The organism is Kitasatospora cystarginea, from assembly GCF_039533515.1.
Taxonomy (GTDB): domain Bacteria; phylum Actinomycetota; class Actinomycetes; order Streptomycetales; family Streptomycetaceae; genus Kitasatospora; species Kitasatospora cystarginea.
Genome location: NZ_BAAATR010000151.1, coordinates 1 through 1,692 on the forward strand (window position 1 = coordinate 1; position 1,692 = coordinate 1,692).

A 1,692-nucleotide genomic window follows, 5' to 3' on the forward strand; every position below is an offset into this window, starting at 1 on the left:
GCGTGATTGCCGCCCAAGTGATCAGCGACTCCGCGTGTTGGATGAGCCGTTCGTAGTCTCTGGCGTGTCGGCGGGCGTGCATGATCCAGGCCAGACTCCGCTCGACCACCCAGCGACGAGGCAGGACAACGAACCCGACCGCATTCTTGGGTCGGCTCACGGTCTTCACGGTCAGGTTCAGGTATTTCTTTGCCCAGGTCACGAGCTGGCCCGCGTAGGCGGAGTCGGCCCAGACGATGGTGATCTCTGGGTGCATCAGCCGCAGGCGGAACAGTACTTCCTTGGCGGCGTCGCGGTCGGTCATGTCGGCCGGGGTGACCATGACGAACAGCGGCAGGCCTTCGGTGTCCACGACCAGGTGCCGTTTGCGGCCGTTGATCTTTTTCGCGGCGTCGTAGCCGTGGGAGTCCTTGCCGACGGTTTCGGCGGCCTTAACGGATTGGGAGTCGATGACGGTGGCGACCGCGCCAGGGGATCGGCCCATCTCGCGGCGGATCCGCTTGCGGAGCTGGTCGCGGAGCTGCCCGACGACTCCGGCCGCGGCCCAGCGGGCCATGTGCCCGTAAACCGTGCGCCATGGCGGGAAGTCCTTTGGCAGGGCCCGCCACTTGCAGCCCGTGTCCCAATGCCGTTGCTTGAACTCTTCAAGCAACTTGTCGTGACGCTGGAGCGGCGCGGTCGTTGGGCCTGACATGCATCCGTGGGTGGGGTTATCTGATGATGTTCGTCTCGGGCTGCTCACCGAGTGGGTGACTCCCGAGCTGGTGGACGAGGTGTTGGCCGGGTGCGGCTGGCGGGACGCCAAGCCGCGGCCCCTGTCCAGCCGGTTCATGGTCTACTACGTGCTCGCCCTGGCGCTGTTCCAGCAGGACTCCTACGACGACGTCGCGGAGAACCTGGTCGGAACCCTGGGCAGGATGGATCAGTCGATCCCGAACAAGTCGTCCTTCACCAGGGCGCGGCAGCAGTTGGGGGCGGCGCCGCTGGAGGTGGTCTTTCGGCGGTTGGCCGGCGCCATCGCTCCGGACGACCTCGGGGCGGCGTTCTGGCGCGGCATGCGTGTCGCCGCGGTGGACGGATTCCTGCTGGACGTGCCGGAGAACGACGCGACCCGTGCCGCCTTCGGCGGGCAGGTGGATTCCACAGGTCGGCCGATCGGATTTCCGCAGGCCCGAGTGGTGACGCTGACCGAGACTGGGACGCACGCCACGATCGACGCACGTGTGGGCAGCTTCAAGGGCGGCGGCGGTGAACCCGCGCTCGCGACAGCGATGGCGGACAGCGCCGCCGGCATGCTGGTGATCATGGATCGGGCCTTTCCCGGCGTGGCGCTGTGGAAGGCATATACGCAGGCCGGAGCCCATCTGTTGATCAGAGCTCGCACGTTCGTCGCAGCCAAGCCCACCGAGGTCCTTGCAGACGGGACCTATCTGACGCGGATGAACCTGGCCGGGCAGCGACGCTCCCACCCCGGCGGAGTGACGGTGCGAGTGATCGACTACCGGATCGACGGAGGCGAGACGATCAGGCTGCTGACCGACCTGCTCGATCCCGAGGCCTGGCCCGCCGATGAGCTGGCGGCCTTGTACCACGAACGCTGGGGTGCGACACGAAGTCGCACGAGATTGAGTGAATTACCTGACAGGAGGATCGACTTGATGTCGACAGCGTAGTTCCGGGCCAGTGCTCAGG

Annotated in this window: 1 protein-coding gene and 1 pseudogene; one reads left to right on the forward strand and one right to left on the reverse strand. The window is 66.4% G+C overall.

The annotated features are described in order from the left end of the window. A pseudogene (locus tag ABD369_RS40490) lies at positions 1-622 on the reverse strand (IS5 family transposase); the annotation flags it as partial. A gap of 70 nt (positions 623-692) precedes the next feature. On the opposite strand from ABD369_RS40490, the gene ABD369_RS40495 reads away from it, so the two are divergent. Beyond that, the gene (locus tag ABD369_RS40495; RefSeq protein WP_344641645.1) at positions 693-1,673 is read left to right on the forward strand and encodes an IS4 family transposase; all 981 of its coding nucleotides are present in this window, start codon (positions 693-695) and stop codon (positions 1,671-1,673) included. Positions 1,674-1,692 lie beyond the last annotated feature (19 nt).

Bases quoted from the DNA above. Each gene is read 5' to 3' on its own strand.
- ABD369_RS40495 (WP_344641645.1), top strand. From the start codon at position 693: ATGCATCCGTGGGTGGGGTTATCTGATGATGTTCGTCTCGGGCTGCTC.